Origin of the sequence: Solirubrobacter soli DSM 22325 (assembly GCF_000423665.1) — a bacterium.
GTDB classification, from domain to species: domain Bacteria; phylum Actinomycetota; class Thermoleophilia; order Solirubrobacterales; family Solirubrobacteraceae; genus Solirubrobacter; species Solirubrobacter soli.
The window spans coordinates 1-20,469 of sequence record NZ_AUIK01000020.1; the positions used below are offsets into that span (position 1 = coordinate 1).

Annotated in this window: 15 protein-coding genes; 9 read left to right on the forward strand and 6 right to left on the reverse strand. The window is 71.0% G+C overall.

Going from position 1 to position 20,469, the window contains the following annotated elements; all coding sequences use genetic code 11:
- On the reverse strand, nt 1–641 hold a 641-nt coding region (locus G569_RS0113820), incomplete at its 3' end, for an acyl-CoA dehydrogenase family protein (RefSeq protein WP_028063841.1).
- 23 nt (nt 642–664) lie between these two features.
- Here G569_RS0113820 and G569_RS0113825 point away from each other — a divergent pair.
- On the forward strand, nt 665–2,104 hold the full coding sequence (locus G569_RS0113825; protein WP_028063842.1) for an acetate--CoA ligase: 1,440 nt from the start codon (nt 665–667) through the stop codon (nt 2,102–2,104).
- Here the strand turns inward: G569_RS0113825 and G569_RS48240 are convergent.
- Entirely contained in the window at nt 2,079–4,043 is a 1,965-nt protein-coding gene (locus tag G569_RS48240) for an LVIVD repeat-containing protein (protein ID WP_084284994.1), read from the reverse strand. The genes G569_RS0113825 and G569_RS48240 overlap by 26 nt on opposite strands.
- Before the next feature lie 52 nt (nt 4,044–4,095).
- On the opposite strand from G569_RS48240, the gene G569_RS0113835 reads away from it, so the two are divergent.
- The gene (locus G569_RS0113835) at nt 4,096–4,722 is read left to right on the forward strand and encodes a DUF305 domain-containing protein (RefSeq protein WP_028063843.1); all 627 of its coding nucleotides are present in this window, start codon (nt 4,096–4,098) and stop codon (nt 4,720–4,722) included.
- On the opposite strand, the gene G569_RS0113840 is transcribed toward G569_RS0113835, so the two are convergent.
- Together G569_RS0113840 and G569_RS0113845 are read right to left on the reverse strand one after the other, a co-directional pair.
- Nucleotides 4,709–5,503: a hypothetical protein gene (locus G569_RS0113840; protein ID WP_028063844.1), complete on the reverse strand. Its 795-nt coding sequence runs from the start codon at nt 5,501–5,503 to the stop codon at nt 4,709–4,711. The genes G569_RS0113835 and G569_RS0113840 overlap by 14 nt on opposite strands.
- Nucleotides 5,500–6,759, reverse strand: a complete 1,260-nt coding sequence (locus tag G569_RS0113845; protein WP_028063845.1) for an nSTAND3 domain-containing NTPase — start codon at nt 6,757–6,759, stop codon at nt 5,500–5,502. Before G569_RS0113845 ends, G569_RS0113840 begins: the two co-directional genes overlap by 4 nt.
- 183 nt (nt 6,760–6,942) lie before the next feature.
- On the opposite strand from G569_RS0113845, the gene G569_RS0113850 reads away from it, so the two are divergent.
- The 5 genes from G569_RS0113850 (at nt 6,943) to G569_RS0113870 (ending at nt 13,477) form a co-directional block, all read left to right on the forward strand.
- The gene (locus G569_RS0113850) at nt 6,943–8,589 is read left to right on the forward strand and encodes an alpha/beta hydrolase (protein ID WP_169542141.1); all 1,647 of its coding nucleotides are present in this window, start codon (nt 6,943–6,945) and stop codon (nt 8,587–8,589) included.
- 99 nt (nt 8,590–8,688) lie between these two features.
- Nucleotides 8,689–10,068 carry an aspartate aminotransferase family protein gene (locus tag G569_RS0113855; RefSeq protein WP_028063847.1) on the forward strand — a complete coding sequence of 460 codons (1,380 nt, stop codon included), beginning with the start codon at nt 8,689–8,691 and terminating at the stop codon, nt 10,066–10,068.
- 72 nt (nt 10,069–10,140) lie between these two features.
- Nucleotides 10,141–10,971: a hypothetical protein gene (locus G569_RS0113860; protein ID WP_037496584.1), complete on the forward strand. Its 831-nt coding sequence runs from the start codon at nt 10,141–10,143 to the stop codon at nt 10,969–10,971.
- Nucleotides 10,972–10,973: 2 nt separating this feature from the next.
- Nucleotides 10,974–12,089, forward strand: a complete 1,116-nt coding sequence (locus G569_RS0113865; RefSeq protein WP_028063849.1) for a hypothetical protein — start codon at nt 10,974–10,976, stop codon at nt 12,087–12,089.
- Nucleotides 12,090–12,124: 35 nt separating this feature from the next.
- Entirely contained in the window at nt 12,125–13,477 is a 1,353-nt protein-coding gene (locus G569_RS0113870; protein WP_028063850.1) for an NCS2 family permease, read from the forward strand.
- A 35-nt stretch (nt 13,478–13,512) separates the two neighbouring features.
- Here G569_RS0113870 and G569_RS63790 read toward each other — a convergent pair whose 3' ends face one another.
- Nucleotides 13,513–14,274 carry a hypothetical protein gene (locus G569_RS63790; RefSeq protein ID WP_169542140.1) on the reverse strand — a complete coding sequence of 254 codons (762 nt, stop codon included), beginning with the start codon at nt 14,272–14,274 and terminating at the stop codon, nt 13,513–13,515.
- A gap of 181 nt (nt 14,275–14,455) precedes the next feature.
- Here G569_RS63790 and G569_RS0113880 point away from each other — a divergent pair, with 181 nt between their 5' ends.
- The gene (locus G569_RS0113880; RefSeq protein WP_028063852.1) at nt 14,456–18,043 is read left to right on the forward strand and encodes a serine/threonine-protein kinase; all 3,588 of its coding nucleotides are present in this window, start codon (nt 14,456–14,458) and stop codon (nt 18,041–18,043) included.
- Here the strand turns inward: G569_RS0113880 and G569_RS62550 are convergent.
- Nucleotides 18,028–18,843: an HAD family acid phosphatase gene (locus G569_RS62550; protein WP_053226337.1), complete on the reverse strand. Its 816-nt coding sequence runs from the start codon at nt 18,841–18,843 to the stop codon at nt 18,028–18,030. The two genes, G569_RS0113880 and G569_RS62550, sit on opposite strands and share 16 nt — an antisense overlap.
- Nucleotides 18,844–18,940: 97 nt before the next feature.
- On the opposite strand from G569_RS62550, the gene G569_RS64565 reads away from it, so the two are divergent.
- Nucleotides 18,941–20,461 (forward strand): hypothetical protein, encoded by a 1,521-nt coding sequence (locus tag G569_RS64565; protein ID WP_028063854.1) that lies wholly within the window; start codon nt 18,941–18,943, stop codon nt 20,459–20,461.
- Nucleotides 20,462–20,469 lie beyond the last annotated feature (8 nt).

Consider the following 20,469-nt stretch of genomic DNA (forward strand, 5'->3'; position numbering starts at 1 on the left):
ACGCCCTTATAGCCGAGCTTCTTGATCTTGGGCGGCACGATCAGCCCCGGGTTCTCCGGCGCGCCCGGCTCCTTCTCGGCGATGAAGCAGGTCAGGCCGCGATGCGGCGGCGACGCCTCACGATCGGTCCGCAACAACACGAACACCACCCCGGACAACAGCCCGTTGGTGACCCACATCTTCTGGCCGTTGATCAGATAGTCGTCGCCGTCCTTGACGGCGCTGGTCTTGATCGCCGCCACATCCGATCCCAGCTCGGGCTCGCTCATGCTGAACGCCGCCCGGATCTCCCCCGTGGCCATCCTCGGCAACAACCGCGCCCGCTGCTCCGGCGTGCCGAACTTCATCAACAAATACGAGCCGATGAAGTGCGTGTTCACGATCCCACTGATCGAGATCCAGCCACGCGAGAGCTCCTCCACGATCATCGCGTACGTCGTCAGATCCAACCCCATCCCACCGAACTCCTCCGGGATCGTCACCCCGAACAAGCCCAACTCACGCATCTGCGCCACGATCGGCTCCGGAAACTCGTCCACCGCGTCGTAATGCTCAGCCCGCGGCAGAACCTGCTCGTCCACGAACTGACGCACCATCTCGAGGATCGCCCGCTGGTCCTCCGTGACGTCGTAGAAGGCCATGGCGCGATCGTATCCTGGCGACGGTGAACTTCTGGCGTGACGTCGTGCACACAGCGCCGCCGCAGGCGCGCGCGGTGGTCGAGCTGACGCGCGACGGCCGCCGGTTCGAGTACACGTTCGGCGCGCTCGCCGGCGCCGGCGCCCGCCTGGCCGGGACGCTCGACGAGCTCGGCGTGCGCCGCGGTGACGTCGTCCTCACCCTGGTCGGAAACCGCCTGGAATGGGCGCTCACGATGCTCGCGTGCTTCCGCCAGGGCTACGTCGTGCTGCCCTGCACCGAGCAGCTGCGGCCGAAGGACCTGGCGCAGCGGCTGGCCGTCGCGCAGCCGCGGATCGTCGTCGCCGACGTCCGCAACGAGGCGACGCTGCGCGAGGCCGGCTGGTCGGGCGAGACGCTGTGGGTGCCGTTCGAGGCTGAGGCATCTCACACTCCCGAGCCCGCCGAGCTCGCCCCCGAGGACCCCTGCCTGATCACCTTCACGAGCGGCACCGCGGGCGAGCCGAAGGCCGTCCTGCACGGCCAGAGATACCTGACGGGCCAGCACCTCCAGGCCGAGCACTGGCTCGCGCCGCAGCCGGGCGCGCTCGTGTGGTGCACCGCCGCCGCCGGCTGGTCGAAGTCCGCCCGCAACGCGTTCATCGCGCCCTGGCTCCGCGGCGCCGCCGCGCTGCTGCACGACGCCCGCTTCGACCCGCAGGAGCGCCTCGAGCTGATCGCCCGCGAGCAGGTTGACGTGCTGTGCATGGCGCCGACCGAGTACCGCGTGATCGCCAAGCGGGTGGAGCTGCGTCCGCTCCCCAGCTTGAAGGGCGTCGTCGCCGCCGGCGAGGCGCTCAACCCCGAGGTCCTGCACGCCTGGCACGACGCCATCGGGCTGTGGATCCGCGACGGGTACGGCCAGACCGAGACCGGCCAGCTGACCGGCGCCCCGCTCGGAGAGCGCCCACGCCCCGGCTCGATGGGCAAGCCGCTCCCCGGGGTCGAGCTCGACGTCGTCGACGGGGAGCTCGTCCTGAACGCCCGGACCGACCCGACGTTCTTCCTGCGCTACCTCGGGGACGAGCCACACGAAGGCCCCTGGCACACCGGCGACCGCGTCACCCGCGACGAGGACGGCTACCTGCACTTCGAGGGCCGCACCGACGACGTGATCATCTCCGCCGGCTACCGGATCGGCCCGTTCGAGGTCGAGTCCGCGCTCGTCGCCCACCAAGCCGTCGCCGAGGCGGCGGTCGTCGCCGCCCCGGATGACGAGCGCGGCTCGATCGTCCGCGCCGTCGTCGTCCTGCGCGACGGCTACGAGCCGTCCGAGACGCTCGTCAAGGAGCTCCAGGACCACGTCAAGGGCACGACCGCGCCGTACAAGTACCCGCGCGTGGTCGACTTCGCGGCGGACCTGCCCAAGACCAGCTCGGGCAAGGTCCGCCGCTCAGTGCTCAGGGCGTCGTCGTCGACAGCGTGAACGTCAGCGTCTTGCTGTAGGTGCCCGTGCGCAGCGGATCGTTCTGGTTGATCCGCTGGCTGAAGCCGAGCGTCACGGCGTCGTTTGAGATCGGGCCGGAGTACGTGAGCAGGTTCAGCGGCGAGGCCGAGGAACCCACGTTGTTGTACGCCGTGCCCGTGTTCGCCGCGTTGCGGGCACGGGCCTGGAGCGGCTGCGCGAGCGCGAAGGCGCCGTTGACCAGGTAGCCCGTGGCGTTGGAGTTCGGGTCGGCCACGCTCAGCAGCGCGTCGCCCGCGGTCGAGATCACGGTGGCGCCGGTCGACGCCTCGTAGGTCTTGGCCAGGCCCGGCGTGAAGGCGCCGAAGCTGGCGGGCGGGCCGATGGCCAGCGACAGCGTCGCCGGCACGTTCCCGCCGACCGGTGACGTCGCCGGAGGCGAGGTCCACACGATCGCGTCCTGGCTCTGCGCGTTGAAGCGCTCGGCCTTGACCGTGCGGTTCTTGGCGAAGTCGATCTCCGCCTGCGTCAGGTCGGCGGTCGGCTTGAGGTCGAGCACGTCGAAGCCGCGCGCGATCTCCGAGCCGTAGATGGCGCCGTTGTACCAGTACGTCGACCAGTAGCCGCCGAGCACGAGCGAGGCCGCGCTGATCGGGCCGCGGTCGAAGTACCCGATCTCCTTCGGGTGCGCGGCGTCGGTGAAGTCGACCAGCGACGCGCCGCCCTGGTACCAGGCCTGGACGAAGATGTCGCGGTTGGGGATCGGCACCAGCGACGGGATGTGGCTGACGCAGTTCTCCGAGGTCGTCTGCGCGACCGGCAGCTTGTAGTAGCTGCGGAAGACGAGCTTGCGGTTGACGATCTCGTAGATCGCGTTGGCGCCCCAGCTCAGCTGGTCGGTCGCACGGCAGCGCGCGGCGGTGCCGCCGCCCCACTCGTCGGTGAAGAAGACCTTCTTGCCGTCGTTGGAGAACGTCGCGCCGTGCCAGTAGGCGAACAGCGGGTCGGCGACGGCGTCGATGCGCTTCGGGTTGGCCGGGTCGGAGATGTCGATCAGGAGGCCGTTGCCCTCGCAGGAGCCCGCGGCGATGTCGAACTTCTCGTAGACGGTGATGTCATGGCAGGAGTTGGTGTCCGGCACGGGACCCCAGTTGATGCCCGACGGGTGCTGCGGCGTCTGCGGGGCGTTCTGCAGGCCGTCGATTCGACCGCTCACCTCGTCCTTGAACAGGCGCGGCTCGCTGACGACCGCTGCGGTCGCGGGCGCGGCGAGCGGGACCTTGATGACCTCGATCCGCCACTGCGACGGGTTCGCGCCCGTCGCCGGGCCGCCGTCGCAGCCGGCGAGCTCGGTCGCCGCGCGGACCCCGCCCGTCCCCGAGACGTAGATGTAGACGTTGTTCGCGTCGTTCTTCGGCCGCACCAGCGTGTGCGTGTGCGAGCCGCGGCAGGTCTGGACCTGGCCGACCTGGACCGGGGCGTCGATGTTGGAGATGTCGAAGATGCGGACGCCGCGGAAGCGGGTCGTGGCGTCGGCGGCGGGCGTCAGCGTGCAGTCCTTCTTCGCGCGCGTCTCCTCCACCGACATGAACAGCAGGTTCTTGTAGACCGAGACGTCGCCCTGGCCGCCCGGGCACACGACCGACGTCTTGATCGCCGGCGCGGCCGGGTTGGAGATGTCGAGGATGTTGAAGCCGTTGAAGGAGCCGAAGAAGGCGTAGTTGCCCTGGAACGCGATGTCCGAGTTCGGGAACGCGAAGTCACCCGGGTTGGCCGGGTTGAACCATCCCGGCGGCTTGTTGAGGTGGGCGAGCAGGTCGAGGCCCTTCGCCGACGTCGCGGCGTTGTCCAAGCCGGCCGACAGCGCGGCGCGCGGATCGGACGTCGATGGCAGCTGGGCATCGGCGGTGGCTGGAACTGCGAGCGCGGCGCCGGCTAACAGCGCCGACAGGATCCTCATCCTCATCTCTCCTCCTTCTCACGCCAGTCTCACCGGACGATAACCTAAGAAGATGCGCATGGGCAAATGGCTGCTGTTGGCCGCGCTCCTCGCCGGATGCGGCGCCTCCAAGCCGCAGGAGGAGGCCGCGCCTCAGCCGACGGTGAACGTCGTCCAGCCCGGCGCGGTCGGCGAGCCGGCCAAGCGGGTGGACCCGAACGCGACGCCCGCCGCGGTCCAGCACACGCAGGCCGACGTGGAGTTCATGCAGGGCATGATCCACCACCACCAGCAGGCGCTGACGATGGCCGACTGGGTCCCGGACCGCACGCAGAGCACGAGCATCCGGCTGCTCGCCCGCCGCATGGAGCTCTCCCAGCAGACCGAGATCGACCAGATGTGGAAGTGGCTCGAGGCGCGCGGGGTCGACCCCACCGACCACACCCACAAGCACGTGGTCATGCCGGGAATGCTCAACTCACGTCAGCTCGAACGCCTCAAAGACGCCCGCGGCGCGCGCTTCGACGGACTGTTCCTGCGCTACATGACCATGCACCACCGCGGCGCGCTGACGATGGTGCAGGAGCTGCTCGACAAGGGCGGCGGCGCCGAGGCGGAGATCGGCGCCTTCACCCGGCATATCGACGCCGATCAGGCGATCGAGATCACGCGCATGCAGCAGCTGCTCAGAGGTCTCTGAGCACGCGCTCGATCGGGAACCCGTTCGAGATCGGGAGCTCGTCCGGGACCGCTTCGGCGACCTCGAACGTGAGCGCGAGCGACTCGTTCATCGCCTGTCCGGACAGCTCCTTGTCGAGGCTCGCCAGCCGCGCGAGCGACTCGATCCGCAGCTCGCGCTCGATCGGCGGCTCGTCGCGCGGTGTGCTGGTCGCGAACGCCTCCAGCACGCTCTCGTAGCGCTGCGGGAAGCCGAGGCCCTCGATCAGCTCGGGCGTGCGCTCGGTCAGCAGCTCGGCGAGGCGCAGCCAATCGGCCATCCGCTCGAGCTCCTCCGGCGTCTCCGGTGCGTGCGACGGCTCGAGCTCGAGCCACGTCATCGCCACGGCCGGCGGGTCCGGCCGCGGGTCGAGCTTGACCGAGAGCGCGGCCCACGCCCCGATCGCGTCGACGCTGACCGCCTTCCCGCTCCAGCCGAGCCGGTTGAGCACGAGCCGCGAGAGCGCCTCGACCTCGGCGTCCTGTTCGGTGTCGGCAAGCACGCCCAGGAGGAGCAGCGCCTGCGGCTCGTCCATCTCCGGGCCGCAGAGGTAGTGCAGGCCGTCGCCGAGCGCGTCCCAGTCGGCGTCGTCCTGCAGCAGCGGCCGGCTGCGCTCGCCGGCTGTCCCGCCGTGGCTCGAGAGCGCGAGCGCCGCGCCGTCGACGCCGCAGCAACGCAGGAAGCGCCGGCGTTCGGTGGCGTCCTCGGCCAACGACTCGATCACGACGTCACGCCAGCTCGGGTGGACCCAGTCGACCCTCATACGATCACCCGCAGGAAATGGTCCGCGAGGCGGTCGACGAGGTCGGCCGGCGCCTTCGGCAGTCCGCTGGTCGCGTGACGGCGCAGCCCCGCCGCGAGGTCACGCTCGGCGACCGGGCCCGGCGGGGAGTCGAGCATCGCCAACAGCAGCTCCCGGTGCTCGGGCTCGAGCGCGGCGAACGAGGTCCGCATCGCGTCGGTCGGCTCACGCAGCTCACGCTCGACGTCGTCGACCGGGATGCCGCGGCTCACGAAGCGGCGGATGCGCTCCGGGGTGAAGTGCGGGTCGTGGACGATGGTCGCGCCGTGCTTCTGGACCAGCTCGCGCTCCTGGATGGGCAGGTTCGCGGCGCGGGCGTGGCGGAAGAGGATCAGCGTCTTCTCCTCGACGCCGAGCGCGGACGCGTCGACCTGGACGGCCGCGGGCTGCGGGAAGTGCTCGCCGCCGCGCTCGCGGTGGAGCCGTCGCAGGCCGGCGCTGAGCGGGGCGGGACGTGACGTCCAGACGAGCCAGTGGTGCTCGTCGGTCGCGCGCAGGATGCGGTCGAGGTTGTTCGCCCAGCGCTCGGCGGCGTCCGGGCGGTACTCGGTCGAGCCGAACGCGTCGTCGGCGATGAACAGCTGCGGCCTGGAGCGGTCGAACAGCTGCTCCACCTGCTCGGGCCGGGTGGTCTCGTGGACCTCCCAGCCCTGGGTGAGGAGCGCCAGGCCGAGCATCCGCGCGATCGCCGTCTTGCCCATCTCGGGCGGCCCGGTCAGCACGAGGAAGTTGTGCGCCTTCAGCACGCCGACGGCGCGGCTCCAGGCGGGCGTGGGGACGAACACGCGGGCGAGCTGGCGGGTCGCCGCGATGTCGAACGTCGAGCGCCCAAGCGCGTCGGGGTCGGGCGGGGCGGCGTCGAGCGAGAGGATCGACGGCAGCTTCATCCGCAGCGCCGGCAGCCGCCGGATCGCGTCGCGCAACTCGTCCTCCCCGTAGTAGACATCACCGGGAAGTGGGCGGTTGGCGAACATGACGACCGACTTGAATCGCGGCGGCGGCGAATCGACCGGGTCGTTGCGGGACCACTGGCATCGGATCAGCACGGGCGGCGCCAGGGTCCGGCCGTTGAGGTGGATCTCGTCCTCGAGGACGACCTCACGGCAACGGTCTGCGGAGCCTTCCCACCGCGTCGGGTCCACGCCCGCGTCAGCCTCGAGCACCAGCTCGCAGAGACGTTCGAATTGCAGCCACCCGAGCTCTTCGAGACCAGGCATGCATGAAGTGTGCCTGGTTTGGAGACATTGGCCAACGTCCACACCCACCGTTTTCAGGAGTAACTCATGGCTGTAGGCAGGCCCCGCCGTGCGGTCGTACTCGCAGCGCTCTCTTTCGTGGTCCTCGCGCTGACTCCGGCCGCGGCGGATGCGGCGTGTCCGAAGGGTGCGCAGTGCTCGACCTTGACCGTTCCGCTGGATCACTCCGGCGCCACGCCGGGCACGCTCTCGCTCGCGTACGCGAAGCTGCCGGCGACCGGCACGCCCACCGGGACGATCGTCTTCCTCAGCGGCGGCCCCGGCCAGTCCGCGGTCCCGCTGACGAACGACATCGCCGAGGTGCTCAAGCCACTGAGGTCGGCGTATGACCTCGTCACGGTCGACCAGCGGGGCACGGGTGAGTCCGGCGCCGTCGACTGCGACGTGCAGCGCCTGAGCGACGTCGCCGGCTGCGCCGCCAAGCTGGGCGACAAGCGCGCGTTCTGGAGCACACCGGAGACCGCGATGGACGTCGAGGACCTGCGGCGCGCGTTGGGCGTGGACAAGCTGACGCTGCTCGGCGTGTCGTACGGGACGAAGGTCGCGAGCGAGTACGCGCGGCGCTACCCCGCCACGACGGCCGCGCTGGTGCTCGACTCGCCGACGCCGGTCGACGGGCTCGACGGCTACGACCAGCTGCGGCACCTCGGCACGCCGCGAGTGTTGAACGAGGTCTGTTATCCGGGACCGTGCGCGGTCACCGTCCGCGATCCCGACGCGGCGCTGACCGCGGCGGTGGAGCGGCTGCAGAACGGCTCGATCCGCGGCCCGCTGGTCGCTCCCTCCGGCAAGGTGACGACCGCACGGGTGAGTGAGCCGACGCTCTACAACGCGCTCTCGCAGTCCGACCTCGACCCCGGACTGCGCGCCGGCCTGCCCGCCGCGATCGCCTCGCTGGCCGCCGGCGACGCGGCGCCGCTGCTGCACCTCGGCGCGCTGATCCCGTCGAGCTCCGGCGGGGTCGACGACATCAACGAGGCACGCCTGCTGGCGACGTCCTGCATCGAGGCGCGCCTGCCGTGGACGCCCGACTCGCCGGTCGCCTCGCGCGGCGACGCCGTCAAGGCGTTCCTGGCGGCGAACGCGGACGTCTTCAAGCCGTTCTCGGCCGACACGGTGCTCTCGTCGAGCCTGGTCGGCCTGTGCGAGAACTGGCCGCCGACGCCGCGCCCGGCAGCCGTCTCCTACCTCGGCCCGGACGTCCCGGTGCTCGTCCTGTCCGGCCGCGCGGACCTGCGGACGCCGTTGGAGGACGCCCGCCGGACCGCGCTCCAGTACCCGCACGCGAAGGTCCTCGCGGTGCCCGGCGTCGGCCACTCCGTGCTCGGCACCGACCTCAGCGGGTGCGCGGTGAAGGGCACGGTGGCGTTCCTGCGGGGCGCGCCGGTGGCCGCCTGCTCGCGCACCTCGGCCTCGGCGCTCTACCAGGGCCTCTCGCTTCCGTTCGCCCCCGCGTCGATCGACGACCTCCGCCCGACGGGGACCTCCGGCCTCGCCGGCCGTACGTTCTCGGCGGTGTCGGTCACGTTGGCGGGTGTCGGCTATGACGCCGCGTTCGCGACGTCGTCCCGCCGCCCGGGCCTGCGCGCGGGCTACGTCACGTCGACGCGGACGAAGCTGACGCTGCATGGCGTCGAGTGGATCCGCGGTGTGCGCGTGTCGGGCACCTTCAGCTCCACCGGGACCGGCACGCTGACGGTCTCCGGGCCCTCCGCCGCCGCGGGCACGCTTGAGTTCTCACGTGCGCACGTGACCGGAACGCTGGGCGGAAAGCGCATCTCGGCGGGTTAACCGCACCAGATCGAGCCGGTCTCCGAGGTACGGTTAGCCGCACGGCGACCCTGCCCCGGTGGCCGGCTCTCTAGGTCACCCACGAGGAGGTGCTCACGCATGTCCGCAACGCTGCCTGCTGCCCCGTCGAACATCGATCGGGTCCGGGTCAATTCACTGATGGAGCGCGAGCGCGCTCTTCTGCTCGAGCGCACCCGCAAGTCGGGTGAGTACTACGAGCGCGCGAAGGCCGTGATGCCGGGCGGCGTACCGTCCCAGTTCCAGAAGAACGACCCGTGGCCGACGTACCTGACGGTCGGCAAGGGTTCACAGGTCTGGGACGTCGACGGCAACCAGTACACCGACTTCCACAACGGCTTCGGCGTGATGTGCGTCGGGCACGCGAACCCGGTGATCGCCGCCGCCGTCAAGGCGCGGATGGACGAGGGCACGCACTTCGCCGCGCCGACCGAGGGCTCGATCGTCGTGGCCGAGGAGCTGCGGCGCCGTTGGGGCCTGCCGCACTGGCGCTTCACGAACTCCGGCACCGAGTCGACGATGGACGCGGTCCACCTCGCCCGCGGCCTCACCGGGCGCCCGATCATCCTCAAGATCGAGGGCACCTACCACGGCCACCACGACGCCGTGATGGTGAGCGTGAAGCCCTCGCCGGAGACGATGGGCGACCGTTCGCGCCCGAACCCGGTCCCCTACGGCCTCGGCTTCGCCCCGGGCACCGCGGAGAACACGCGCGTCGTCCCGTTCAACGACGCCGAGGCGCTGGCCGCCGCGCTCGACGACCAGGTCGCCGGCGTGATCATGGAGCCGGCGATGATGAACATCAACATCGTCCCGCCGGTCCCGGGCTACCTGGAGAAGGTGCGCGAGCTGTGCTCGGCCAACGGCACCGTGATGATCTTCGACGAGGTCAAGACCGGCGCCGCGGTCGCGGCGGGCGGCATGACCGAGCTGTTCGGCGTCACGCCGGACGTGGTGTGTCTGGCGAAGGCGATGTGCGGCGGCCTCCCGGGCGGCGCGATCGGCATGACCGACCCGCTCGCGGAGCTGGTCGCGGCCGGCCAGGTCAAGCAGCAGGGCACGTTCAACGGCAACCCGCTGACGATGGCCGCCGCGCAGGCGACGCTGCTGGACGTCCTCACCCCCGACGCCTACAAGCAGCTGCACGCCGCCAACGAGAAGCTGATGGCCGGCTGCGAGCGCGTGATCGCCGAGTACGAGCTCCCCGCCCACACCGTCGGCCTGGGCTCGAAGGGCTGCGTCGTGATGTCGTCCGAGCCGGTGCGCGAGTACCGCGACTACCTGACGAAGATCCACCACGACCTGACCGACCTCGCGTGGCTCTACCACATGAACAACGGCATCTTCATGACGCCGGGCCAGGACGAGGAGTGGACGCTCAGCGTGCTGCACTCCGACGCCGACCTGCAGCGCTACGTGGACGTCTTCGAGACGTTCGCGCGCGAAGTCACCAACCGCTGATCGCAGCTCCTGGTCCAGCGGTGGTGGCCGACGCCGGCCACCACCGCTAGAACCTTGCTCGTGCTTCGAGCCTTGGCCATTTCTGCAGCCGCGGCGCTGCTCGGCACGACCGCCCCACCCCTGTCCGGGCGCGTGGTGGTTCTGTGCGCCCATGAGCCGCTCGCGGTCGGCATGTACGAGATCTTCGACGGACGTCTCGCCCGACTGACCGACATACGTCGTATCGATGCTTTCTCCGTAGCCAACGGACAGGTCGCGTTCTCCTATCCGATCGATCTCCTCGACCACGTCGTGGTCGCCGATCGCGAGGCGACGCCATACCAGGGCACCGTCATCGGTCCTGGGCACAGTCCAGCGCTCGGGACCGACGGCCGCCTGGCGTTCGCCCGCCTCGTAGAGCGCGACGGCCGACTGGCTGACCAGATCGTGACGCGAGCCCCTGATGGTGCCTTCAAGGACGGCGCGACCTACAAGTACGTGTGGGGGCTTGCCTACGTCCGCGAGAGCCTTACTGCGTTCGTCCAGGACAAGGGGAAGTTCGAAGTCATCCGCAGCGCGGGCGGCGCTGATGAACGGCACGTCCGCATCCACATGCGTAGCGCCGGACGCATCGCCTTCGCCGCGGACGGGCGCTTCGCGTACGGCATAGGACAAGCGAAGGGCGCTCGGTTGAGGATCGTGTCCGAATCCGACCGGCAGATCGCGAGTTACGGCACTGACTGGCAGCCATCCGCATGGTCTCCCGATGGGCGGCAGCTGCTCGTGGCAAGGACGCGGTACGCCGGCGGCCGTTTCAGGCGCCCGCAGCTCGGTCTCATGAACCCGGCCACTGGCAAGGTCAAGGCGCTGAGTGGCCCGCTCCCCTGCGGCGCGGTCGTGACGTCTCAGTGGCTAGCGGGGTAGCGATGGTGACGGTGGACGGGTGGGTGTGGACCGAGGTCCAAGAGCTGCGCGAAGACGGTCCGGGTTGGGCGCTCGAACTGGTCCTCGACCTCGAAGCGGGTGACCGTGAGGCGGCATGCGCGATCCTCCACGACGCTGTCGGAGCACAGATCGAAGGTTTCCGCGGCAACCTGGAGGTCTTCGGAGGGTGGCACTTCGAGGCGATCGCTGAAGGCGTCCGGTTCTATGTCTCGACGAGCGAGGTGTTCCAGGAGGTGCTTCCGGTACTGCTCGCCGCGCTTGACGCCAGTGGATTCCAGGGAACGCTGGTGGTTCGGGACACGACCGTATCGCGGCCTCCGGCACGTGCACCGATCCTTGCCTGCCGGGCGAGCCTCCGCGGTGAACGGCTCATGACAGGGCCCGGCGAATACGCCTGGGTCGCGGACCCGATGGCCGTCAGGGCGTTCATGACCGGCGCAGTCGAGCTCTGTCGATGGAACGGTGCGACCGCGGCCTACCTTGAAGCTCGCCACGGGGACTGGCAGCGTCGCGAGTCGGTGCTCGCTGACTCGTTCGCGTGGCCCGAGCTCGAGTTGCACGACAACGCCGTGCGCCGCATTTACGCGTCGAACGGCGACCGTTTCCGCAGTGTCGCCTGGGCCCGACGTTGCGACCGCATCGTCGTGGTCTTCGGCGGCGAAGATGGTGGCGAGTGGTGGCGTTCGATGCTGGATGACGTCGTCGCCCTCCTGCGCAGCCACGCGGCCGAACTCGAGTACGCCGCGGTCTGGCGAGGGTGGGACGTGAGTGGCGCACTGTCGCCGAACTACGTCCGCCGTGATTGGCCGCGCCGCCCGGACGGTCACAACGCCACCGCATTCGATTCGCTCGTCGCCGATGACGCTTACGGCATCCAGTTGCTGGGCGCTGGGTTCGCAGATCGCCTGCTGACGACCGACCCGAAGTGGACGAGAGAGGAACTCGCCGAAGGGCGTGTGCTCCTTCAGCACGAGGATCTCGAAGGCTGGTTCGGCGCGCCGATGCTGAACGAGCGGGAACCGCCGGACAAGCCCGTGCCGGACCTGCTCAGAGCCGCGCGTGAAGACCTCGCCGCGCTCCTGCAGATTCCGGGGTAGATGGTGCCGCCGCAGCCGGTTGTAGCTTGCGGCACATGGTCGAGCGCTACTTCGCCGTATCCCAACGCGGGTCGACGGTCCGGACCGAGGTGCTCGGCGGCCTCGTGACGTTCCTGACGATGGCCTACATCGTCTTCGTCAACCCCGCGATCCTCAGCGCGGCGGGGCTGCCGTTCAATGCGGTCGCGGTCGCCACGGCGCTGGCGGCGGCGATCTTCACGCTCGCGATGGGCCTGTTGACGAACCTGCCGTTCGCGCTGGCGAGCGGGCTCGGCCTGAACGCCGTCGTCGCGTTCGACCTGATCCTCGGCCGCAAGCTGCCGTGGCAGGTCGCGATGGCGTGCGTCGTGATCGAGGGCCTGGTCGCGCTCGTGCTCGTGATCGCCGGCCTGCGCGAGGCGATCATGCGCGCGGTCCCGATGGAGATCAAGCTCTCGATCGGCGTCGGCATCGGCCTGTTCATCGCGCTCGTCGGCTTCCGCGACGCGGGCATCACGGTCAACAACGACGCGACCGGGATCAGCCTCGGCGTCCTGACCGGGGGCGCGCCGATGGTGGCGTTGGCCGGCCTGCTGGTGATGATCGTGCTGACCGCCCGTGGCGTGCGCGGCGCGATCCTGATCGGGATCCTGGCGAGCACCGCGATCGGGCTGATCTTCGGCGTGCTCGATCCTCCGGACAAGGTCGCGCAGGTCCCGAGCAGCTCTGACTTCTCGACGATCGGCGACGCGCTGAACCCGGACTTCTTCTTCGACGCCTTCACGTGGGCGCTCGTGCCGGTGATCTTCGTGCTCTTCGTGAGCGACTTCTTTGACACGATCGGCACCGCCGTCGCGGTGTCATCGGCCGGCGGCCTGTTGCAGGAGGACGGCAACCCGCCGCGCCTGAAGCAGTTGCTGCTGGTGGACTCCGCGGCGGCAGCGGGCGGCGGCGTGATGGGCGTCTCGAGCGTCACCACGTACGTCGAGTCCGGCGCCGGCGTCGCCGAGGGCGCGCGAACCGGCCTGGCGAGCGTGATCACCGCGGGCCTCTTCCTCCTGACGATCTTCTTCGTACCGCTGATCGCGGTCGTCGGGCAGAGCGTCGGCGAGGCGGGGCTGCACCCCGCCGTCGCTCCCGCGCTGATCATGATCGGCTACCTGATGATCCGGCTCGTCGCCGAGATCGACTGGACCCGCCCGGAGGCGAGCATCCCCGCGTTCCTCGTGATCGCCGGCGTGCCGCTGACGTTCTCGATCAGCGCGGGCATCGGGCTCGGCGTCCTCGGCTACGTGGCGGCGATGATCGCGGTGGGCAAGGCCTCGCGGGTCCACCCGCTGATGTGGGCGATGGTGCCGCTGTTCCTCGCGTTCTTCAGCTCGGACTGGCTGACGAAGAACGTGTTCTAAGCCGGGGGGTCCGGGGGGCGGCAGCCCCCCCGGTGCTAATACGGCTTAGCCGTCGGGATGCACGTGTGGTAGTCGATCTGCTCGACGGCGGTGGTCGTGAAGCGCTTGCCGTCGCGGGTGCGCGTGATGCTCACGCGCAGCGTGTAGGTGTCCTTGGGCTCGCCGACCAGGTTGATGCGGATGCGGATCTCCTTGCGGCCGATGACGCTCTTGAGCTTGCGGCCGTTGAGCGTCGCGCGCACCCGCAGGTCCGTGCCGGCGGGGCGGAAGACGTGCTTGGTGAAGTCGCGGCGGCTCTTGCACACGTACGGGTCGGGCTCCGCGCGGATCACGAACCCGGTCCCGGCGAGGTGCGTCGGCGCGGGTGAGGCCTCAGGTGTCGGAGTCGGCGTGGGGGTCGGCGTCGCGGTCGGCGTCGGCGTCGGTGTCGCCTCGACGGGCGGAGCGCCGATCGTGAACACGAGCGGCGCGGAGTAACCCGTCTCCTGCTCGCTGTTGCGCTGCCGCGCGCGGGCCGTGTACGTGCCGTCCGGCAGCACCGCGGGCAACACGCCGCTGAAGCCGCCGGTCTCGCGGTCGAGCATCGCGTTCGCGACCTGCAGCGGCTTGTCGCCGACGACGTCGCCCGCCCAGATGTCCACCGCGATCTCACGGCTCTCCCACTCCAGCTTGCCGCCCGTGCCCGCGAACGTGGGCGGGTTCGCGGACTGGCGCCCGGACGGGGAGGTGAGCGTGACCTCCGGCGGCATCGCCAGCGCCGGGGCGGCGAACGCGAGCGTCGCGGCGATCGTGGCCATCGACATCCGACTGCGGGAAAGCTGGAGCATCAAGGCCCTCTGTCTCGGCGCCGACATCCTTGCGGCGACTTGGAGGCCGACGGTAGGAACCGTGACACCTACTACGGGCCCGGCCTAGACCTTCGGCGACTCTCAGGCAGGCCATTGCGCCAGGCTCTGGCGGGTGCTAAGACGCGGCGCAATGGACGAGTTCGCCGTCGGCGCCACCTTCGCCGATCACGTGATCCGCGGCGTGGCCGGCCGCGGTGGCATGGGCGTCGTCTACCGCGCGTTACACGTCCCGCTCAAGCGTGAGGTCGCGCTGAAGGTGCTCGCGGCCGGCATCTCGACCGACGACGAGTTCCGCACCCGCTTCCGGCACGAGTTCGAGGCGGCGGCGTCGATCCAGCACCCGAACGTCATCCCGATCTACCACGCGGGACAGCAGGACGGCCTGCTGTACGTGACGATGCGCTACATCGACGGCACGGACCTCGCGCGGCTGATCGCGGTCGAGACGCGGCTGGACCCGATCCGCGCCGCGGTCATCACCGGCCAGGTCGCCGCCGCGCTCGACGCCGCCAACCGCGCGGGCCTCGTGCACCGCGACGTCAAGCCGGCGAACATCCTGATCGAGGCACCGGGGGCGAGCGAGCGCGCGCTGCTGACCGACTTCGGCCTGACGAAGTTCCTCCACAGCGACACGAAGGTCACGCAGGCGGGCACGCTCGTCGGCACCTTCGACTACACCGCGCCCGAGCAGCTCAACGAGGATCCGGTCGACGCCCGCACCGACGTCTACGCGCTCGGGTGCGTGCTCTTTCAGGCGCTCACCGGCCGCGTCCCCTTCCCGCGTGACTCGCTCGCGGCGAAGCTCTTCGCCCATCTCGAGTCGCCGCCGCCGTCGGTCACCGCGCTCGTCCCCGAGGCGCCGCACACGCTCGACGCCGTGATCGCCACCGCGCTCGCCAAGGACCCGCATGACCGCTACGCGTCCGCGGGCGACCTCGCCCGCGCCGCGCTCGAGGCGGTCGACCGTCCTTCGCTCGCGCGCGGCATCCAGCGGCTGTCGATCGGCGAGCGCGCCCCCGGCTGGCAGTTCGCCGACACCCCGCTCCCCCGCCCGCGCGGCATCCCGCTGCCGGGTCCGCTGCAGGCGGAGCTGAGCCCGTTCGTCGGCCGCGAGGACGCACTGGAGCGGCTGCGCGACCGCTTCGCGCGCGCCGTGGACGGCGAGCGCCAGGTCGCGCTGCTGGTCGGCGAGCCCGGGATCGGCAAGACGCGGCTGGCGGCCGAGCTCAGCCGCGAGGCCCACGCGGAGGGCGCGATCGTCCTCTACGGGCGCTGCGACCTCGAGTCGCTGGTCCCCTACCAGCCGTTCGTCACCGCGCTGCAGCACTACATCGCGCAGCGCGAGACGCTGACGCTGCCGCGCGAGCTGGAGCCGGAGCTCGCCGAGCTCGCGCGGTTCATCCCCGCGCTGCGCCGCGGCGAGGGGCGCGAGCCGATCGCCGAGGACGGCGAGACGCGGCGCTTCCGCCTGTTCGAGGCGGTCACGCGGCTGCTCGCCCACATCGCCCGCGAGGCACCGGTCGTCCTCGTGCTCGACGACCTCCAGTGGGCGGACACGTCGACGGCGCTGCTGCTCGCGCACCTGCTCGGCGATCTCGAGCCCGCGCGTCAGTTCGTCCTGGGCACGGTCCGCGACGCCGACGCCCACCGCAGCGGCGAGCTGAACGAGTTGCTCGGGCGGCTCGCGCGCGAGCCGCAGTTCGAGCGGGTCCCGCTGCTCGGGCTCAGCGGCGGCGAGACGCAGGCGCTCGCCACCGCGGTCGGGCACGAGGCCAGCGACTCGCTCGTCGTGCGTCTGCACGAGACCACCGACGGCAACCCGTTCTTCATCAAGGAGACGCTGCGCAGCATCGCCGAGGGGTCCGACGCGAGCGTGCCGGAGGGCGTCAAGGACCTGATCGGCACCCGGCTCGCCCGCCTCTCCGACACCGCCAACCAGCTGCTGAGCGTCGCGTCGGTGATCGGCCGCGAGTTCGACCTCGAGGTGCTCGAGGCGCTCGTCTCCGAGCCCGAGGACCGGATCATCTCGGCGCTGGAGGAGGCGAGCGACGCGGCGCTGATCGGCGAGGTCGAGGACGCCGCCGACCGCTTCGTCTTCTCCCACGCGCTCGTGCGCGAGACGCTCTACGAGCGCCAGAGCACCACCCGGCGGGTGCGCGCGCACCATCGAATCGCCCACGCGCTCGAGGAGGTCGGCCGCTCGGCGCCGGCCGAGATCGCCTACCACTACTTCGAGAGCCGCCACCTCGATCGCGAGGGCAAGGCGGTCGAGTTCTCCAGGCGGGCGGGCGACGCGGCGACCCGCGCGTTCGCGTACGAGGACGCGGCGACGCACTACCGGCACGCGCTCGAGCGCCTCCCGGACGAGGACCCGCGACGCTGCGCGCTGCTGCTCGCGCTCGGCGGCGCGCAGTCGCGCGGGGGCGATCCCGAGGCCGCGGCGACGTTCTCGGCCGCGGCGGAGCTCGCCCACGCCCAGGGTCTCGCCGCCGAACTGGCCCACGCCGCACTTGGGCGCACCATGGGCTACGCCCAGGCGGCCGCGGTCGACACCGAGGGGGTCGCGCTGCTCGAGGCCGCGCTCGCGGTGGTGGACGACGACGCGCTGTCGGCGCAGCTGCACGCGCGGCTGGCCAACTCCCTGCACTTCACCGGCCAGGCCGACCTGGTGGAGACGCTCAGCGCGCGGGCGCTGGAGCTCGCCCACTCGAGCGGCGACCCGCTCGCGCTCGTGAGCGCGTTGGAGGCGCGCCAGACGGTCCTGGTCCAGTCGCCGGACCTCGAGGAGCGGCTCGAGCTCTCCCGCGAGTTCCTCGCGCTCGCCGCCCAGCTCGGCGACCGCGAGCTGAAAGCGATGGCACAGCATTGGCAGATCTACCACCTGCTCGACGCCGGGGACGTCGACGGCGCCCGCCGCGAGTCGCGTGTCCTACGCCACCTCGCGGAAGAGCTGCGCCAGCCCACCTACCTGCACTTCGCGAGCCGCTGGGAGACCCTGTGGGCGATGCTCGCCGACCACGAGGAGGAGGCGCAGGAGCTGATCCTGCGCACGTACGAGATCGGCCGCCGCGCCCAGGCCCCGGAGATCGACATCGAGGCCGCCGGCCGCCACCTGTCGCTCGCCTGGCGCCACGACGCGCTCGGTCAGTTCGCCGAGCTGCTGGCGGCCCAGGCCGACGAGAACCCCCAGCTCGGCACCAACCTCCCCGTGATGGCGCTCGCCTTCGCCCAGTCGGGTGACCTCGACCGCGCCCGCGCCGTTCTCGAAGGCATCGACATCGAGGCGCTGCCCCGCGACATGCTCTGGATGGCGGGCATGGCGATCCTCGCCCAGGCCTGCGCGATGGTCGGCGACCGCGGGCGGGCACGCGTGCTCTACGACCTGCTGATCGAGCACCGCGCCCGCAACGTGATGGTCGGTATGGCCAACTGCATGGGCTCGGTCGAGCGCTACCTCGGCCTTCTCGCTACCACCCTCGGCGACCTCGCGGCCGCGGAGGTCCACTTCGACACCGCGATCGAACGCAACGCCCTCGGCGGGCTCGACCACGTCTTCGCGATGGTCCGCAACGACTACGCGGCGATGCTCGAAGTCCGCAACGGCCCGGCCGACGCGCTGCGCGCCGCCCAGCTGCGCGCCGAGACGCTGCAGAGCACCGGCGAGGCGACCCAGGTCGCCCCGCCGCCGCCCACGCAGCGCGCTCAGGGCAGGAAGTAGAAGGGGTTGGCGAGCTTGTACGTCACGTCGGCGTGCCCGCCGGCGAGGTCGGAGTACTGGTCGCCCACGTTGGCCACGATCTCGTAGCCCTGCTTCTCGATGTCCGCCCGCGCCGCGCTCTTGTACGCGACGGTGGTGAGGGTCGAGCCGGCCGGCTTGAGCACGACCGCGTTCCACTTGGTGAAGCCCTGGGTCTGGAGGTTGTGCTCGGTGTGGGGGCGCGTGGCCTCGCCGCGGCCGGTGATGAAGAACACGGCGACGCCCTTGCTGATCGCGTCCTGGTAGAGCGCGAGCGTGCCCGGGATCGCGACGCCGATCTCGTTGGTCGCCTCGGCCTGGGAGTTGGGCCCGAACGTGAAGTTGTCGGCGTTGATCGCGGAGTAGTTGGACAGCGAGGTCTCGTCGATGTCGAGGACGATCGCGGGCTTGCGCGGCCCGTGGCCGTTGCCGCCATGGCCGTGGTCGTGCCCGTGGCGGGCGGCGCGAGCCTTCACGCGGCGATACTTGCGCACGCCGCGGTCGAGCGCGTTCTGGGCGATCTTGTCGATCTGGGCGACCTGGTTGAGGTAGGTCCCGGAGTCGTGGTAGGTGCGCAGGGCGTTCTCCCAGTCACCCGCGTTGTAGCTCGTGGTCGACCCGAGGTACGGGAGCCCGCCGCCTCCGTCATAGAGCTCGACCATCGGCGTCCTGTCGATGGTGGTGACGATCGGCTTGGGCGCCGGCGCGACCTGCGCGGCGGCGGGGGCGGCGGCCGTGACGAGCACGGCGGCCGCGGCGACGATGGAGATGCGTGCACGCATGGGTGCGCGGTACCCGGATTCCGGTGGAATCGATGAGAGCGCCGGGCCTTGGCTCTCATGTATCAGCGTGAGCGCCGACGCGTTCAGTTGTGCAGCCATGCGCACGCCCGATCCCGTTCCCGCGCCCAGCGCGACGGAGCCCGCGGTCGCCGAGCTCGGCCTGCTGCCGAGCTTCGAGTCCGGAGTGACGCGCGCCGCCGCGCTCGCCGGCGCGGCTGCCGGCATGGTCGGGCTGCTGTACGTGATCGGCGGCAGCGTGATGTGGCTGCGCTTCGAGAAGGCCGGGCTTCCGGCCGACCAGGCGGTCGCGCTCGTGCCCAAGGTCGACCTGCTGATCATCGGCCTGCGGGTGATGGTGCTGCCGGCGCTCGCGAGCGGCGCGCTCTTGCTGTGGCTGGTCTCGCGCTGGGGCCGCCCCGGCGCGATCGAGCTCACGCGCAAGCAGCGGCCGCGGCTCTTCTGGCTGCTCGTCATCCTCGCCGCGCTGACCGCGCTCGCCGTCCCGTTCAGTCCGGGCGCGCTGGCGTGGCCGGCGGGTCTGGCCGCCGTCATCGTCTCCTGGCGGCAACGACGCACCGAGGCGTTCCGCAATCCGGACGTGCCGCTCCCCGTCTGGCGCGTCGCGGCCGTCGCCGTCCTCGCGTCCGCCGTCATCTCGATCGCGCGGCAGACCGACCCGCCGGTCCAGCTGCCCGTCGTCCAGGTGACGGTGGCGGACGCGTCGAAGATCCCGCCGAACGTGTTCGCCGGCAACCGCCGGTCGTCGCCGGACGACACGATCACCGTCACGGGCGTGATGGTCGCGATGACCGCGAGCGACGTCGCGGTCGGCGATCCCGCCACGCACGCGATCGCGTCGATTCCTCGCGCCGCGGCGTCCTCGATCGCCGTCGGGCCGTCGGTCGACCGGAGCTCGCCGCCGCAGTCGATCCTGAGCCGGTACGTGATCGGACGGACCGCGTGGGCGATGACGCCGCTCGAGTTCTGGTGCGGGAACGAGCGCTACGGCTGGACGCGCCTGCACAAGGTGTGCACCGGGCGGCCGAGCGTCGTCGCCGCGTCGGCGACCACCCGGCCGGACGGTCTCGTCGGCCTGGCGGTCAATTGCCCCGCCGACGCCCCCGAGGTCTGCACCGGATTCCTGCACGTGACCACCAAGCGCGCCTTCCCCAGCGCCGACCACCGGCTCACCACGCCGCTGTCGATGCCGGCGGCGGCGTTCTCCGTCACCCCGGGCGACGACGGTGCCGTCAAGGTCTCCGTCGACCAGGCCGAGCTCTGGAAGCAGGTGGCCAAGGGCGAGCGCCGCGAGCGCGTCACCTTGGCCGTGGACCTGCGGATCTCGATGGACGCCGCGGGCAAGACCGTGGTCTACGAAGGCGAAGGCCGGCTCACGGCGATCCATCCCCCGCTCGCCAAGCCCCGCCCGGACGCCACCGCGACGCCCACGCCCACCCCCACCGGGACGGCGACGGCCACCCCCACCGGGACGCGCACCCCGACCCCGACCCCGACACCCACGCCCACCCCCACGCAGACGGCGACGCCCGACGCGTCGAGCCCGCTGCAGCCGCAAGAGGACAGCCAACTCGTCCCGGAAGCGACACCGACCCCCTGAGCGCGCTC

What these genes read in the sequence shown, in the direction of transcription:
- G569_RS0113870 (WP_028063850.1), top strand. Translation starts at nt 12,125, where the DNA reads ATGGTCGAGCGCTACTTCGCCGTATCCCAACGCGGGTCGACGGTCCGG.
- G569_RS64565 (WP_028063854.1), top strand. Translation starts at nt 18,941, where the DNA reads ATGCGCACGCCCGATCCCGTTCCCGCGCCCAGCGCGACGGAGCCCGCG.
- G569_RS62550 (WP_053226337.1), bottom strand. Translation starts at nt 18,843, where the DNA reads ATGCGTGCACGCATCTCCATCGTCGCCGCGGCCGCCGTGCTCGTCACG.
- G569_RS63790 (WP_169542140.1), bottom strand. Translation starts at nt 14,274, where the DNA reads ATGGCCACGATCGCCGCGACGCTCGCGTTCGCCGCCCCGGCGCTGGCG.
- G569_RS0113840 (WP_028063844.1), bottom strand. Translation starts at nt 5,503, where the DNA reads ATGAGGGTCGACTGGGTCCACCCGAGCTGGCGTGACGTCGTGATCGAG.
- G569_RS0113845 (WP_028063845.1), bottom strand. Translation starts at nt 6,759, where the DNA reads ATGCCTGGTCTCGAAGAGCTCGGGTGGCTGCAATTCGAACGTCTCTGC.
- G569_RS0113835 (WP_028063843.1), top strand. Translation starts at nt 4,096, where the DNA reads ATGCGCATGGGCAAATGGCTGCTGTTGGCCGCGCTCCTCGCCGGATGC.
- G569_RS0113880 (WP_028063852.1), top strand. Translation starts at nt 14,456, where the DNA reads ATGGACGAGTTCGCCGTCGGCGCCACCTTCGCCGATCACGTGATCCGC.
- G569_RS48240 (WP_084284994.1), bottom strand. Translation starts at nt 4,043, where the DNA reads ATGAGGATCCTGTCGGCGCTGTTAGCCGGCGCCGCGCTCGCAGTTCCA.
- G569_RS0113865 (WP_028063849.1), top strand. Translation starts at nt 10,974, where the DNA reads ATGGTGACGGTGGACGGGTGGGTGTGGACCGAGGTCCAAGAGCTGCGC.
- G569_RS0113855 (WP_028063847.1), top strand. Translation starts at nt 8,689, where the DNA reads ATGTCCGCAACGCTGCCTGCTGCCCCGTCGAACATCGATCGGGTCCGG.